Annotated in this window: 3 protein-coding genes; all 3 read right to left on the bottom strand. The window is 37.7% G+C overall.

The window, feature by feature from the left end:
* Positions 1-181: 181 nt before the first annotated feature.
* Entirely contained in the window at positions 182-586 is a 405-nt protein-coding gene (locus ACTJKA_RS19850; protein WP_135010079.1) for a hypothetical protein, read from the bottom strand.
* A gap of 73 nt (positions 587-659) precedes the next feature.
* Positions 660-1,043 (bottom strand): immunity 22 family protein, encoded by a 384-nt coding sequence (locus tag ACTJKA_RS19845; RefSeq protein WP_135010081.1) that lies wholly within the window; start codon positions 1,041-1,043, stop codon positions 660-662.
* A 4-nt stretch (positions 1,044-1,047) separates the two neighbouring features.
* The coding region (locus ACTJKA_RS19840; protein WP_440607923.1) for a pre-toxin TG domain-containing protein at positions 1,048-1,929 on the bottom strand (882 nt) is incomplete at its 5' end.

Below are 1,929 nucleotides of genomic sequence, written 5' to 3'. Positions count from 1 at the left end.
TTTTTTGATTTTTAGATATTCAGAAGTTTGCTTCTCAATAGTGCTCAATGCGTTCGTTTTGCTTGTCTCTATCATACGATGATCCACTCAGGAAAAAAAATCCCCCTTTTTGTCGGCTTTTTCTCGGCTCTTTCTCTGCAATGCAAATAAAAAAGTGCCCATAAAGATGGACACTCTAGTTTTAAAAATCATATTCAAAATCGATGTCATATAAATCAACCCATTCAACAAAATCAGGCATAGTTTTTGTACTTAAAAAGTGGTGAACAATTCTATATGCTTCTTCTCGAGTTACATAACTGCATGATGGTACCTTCATTGGTTCTCCACCAACCAAATGCTCTATTGTTTCTATTTCAACATCCTTTTTCAAAGGGACTAAATAATTAGGATGTCTCATGATAAAGAATCCATATGGCTCATCATAAAAGAAAATAAGCCATTCATCTTCTCCTTCTATCTCAAAACAAGAATCTCCACTTCCTTGTTTCCAATAATCCGCTTCTTTTTCAAAGAAAATATTTTTAATAAATTCTTCTTCTGGGTTTTCAACTGATTCTTCAACTGGTCCAATGTATACAATCATGAGCTTTTCCCCCTAAAGAAAGAACGTCAAAAAGCATCCATTGCCATCTGAACAAGTAAGTGCTTTATATTAATCAATCTACGTATTCTGCTGTACCAATAAACTGTAGTGTGTACTCACCTTTATTTACTGAATTAACAGCCAAACCGTCTTTCTCATAATTATAATTATAAATTAAAATAATGGTATTATACTTAGAGTTTAATTGGATATCATTAAATTGTTTTATCAATTGATCATCATATGAGAAATCAACCAGAAGTTCTTTTAAATCATCTTCAGCTTCTGGAATCCAATCCTTTTCAATTAAACTCCTATCATAGTAACCCAGTTTAAATTCTTTCTCAAAAACAGATGGAATGCTATCACCATCATCGTTATACATAACTTTTGTGTAATTTTCCACCTCATCAAAATCACTAAAGTTTCCCAACCACAAAGAAACATCATTTTTCATTGTATTACCTCCTTAGCCCTTCCGGTAAATCCTGAACTCCATTTTTCATTCGTTTACTCGCCCATTCATTTAACTCTCTAACAAAACTTTCATAATCAGGAGCATTATCAATAATTTTTAATATTTCATTATGTGCTTTAGTAGAGCCCCGTCCTCCATGCCGTCCAGGAGGATTGACAAATTCAACATCTTTAGTTAGCGTCCTCAATTCTTTTATGCGATCCATACTCACATCCCACTTTTTAAATTGAGGTGTTCTTGCTACAAGATGCCACTCGTGGTAGCCTCCTGGTTGTCTGATTCTATCCTCAATTTTACTTCTCAAAGCAGGAACATTCCACGCTTTCTCAAATTCATCGACTGATAATTTATCAAACCACTTATTAAATTCTTTATTTCTAACAGAAGGGATATCAGTGCTCTTGCCAGCACCCTTTACCCCCATTTTCCCCTGAAAACCTTTCGATCCAAACGGTAAAAGCATTGTAAGCGCCGCATTCATACTCGCTTCCTGCTGTTCTTTCGAGATCTTATTTCCAAACATATCTCGGCCTGTGATCGCTTCGCTGAAGCCATTGGTTGCGGTGATGCCGTATAAACCTTTTTGTGATGTTTTCAACGCATCGAAAGACTTCTGTGATGTCTTGTAAATGTCGACCGCTCTGACTGCGGCGGACGTGGCTTGAGTCGTTTTATAGACGGCTTTTCCGCCTTTGAAAATACGTCCTGCCCATCCGACGATCGGGATGTATCCTGCTGCTGCCATGCCGCCTGCGGCGACTCGCTGTCCTGCGGTGAGTTCTTCACCTGTGATCGGATCGACACCTGTTGCGGCACGTTTTGCATCGTTCACGCCTGTCAGTTCATTGACGATATTTCCTCCGTA

The sequence above is a fragment of the Bacillus sp. 22190 genome (genome assembly GCF_052045575.1).
Lineage (GTDB): Bacteria > Bacillota > Bacilli > Bacillales > Bacillaceae > Bacillus > Bacillus altitudinis.
This window is presented reverse-complemented; position numbering and strand designations above follow the sequence as displayed.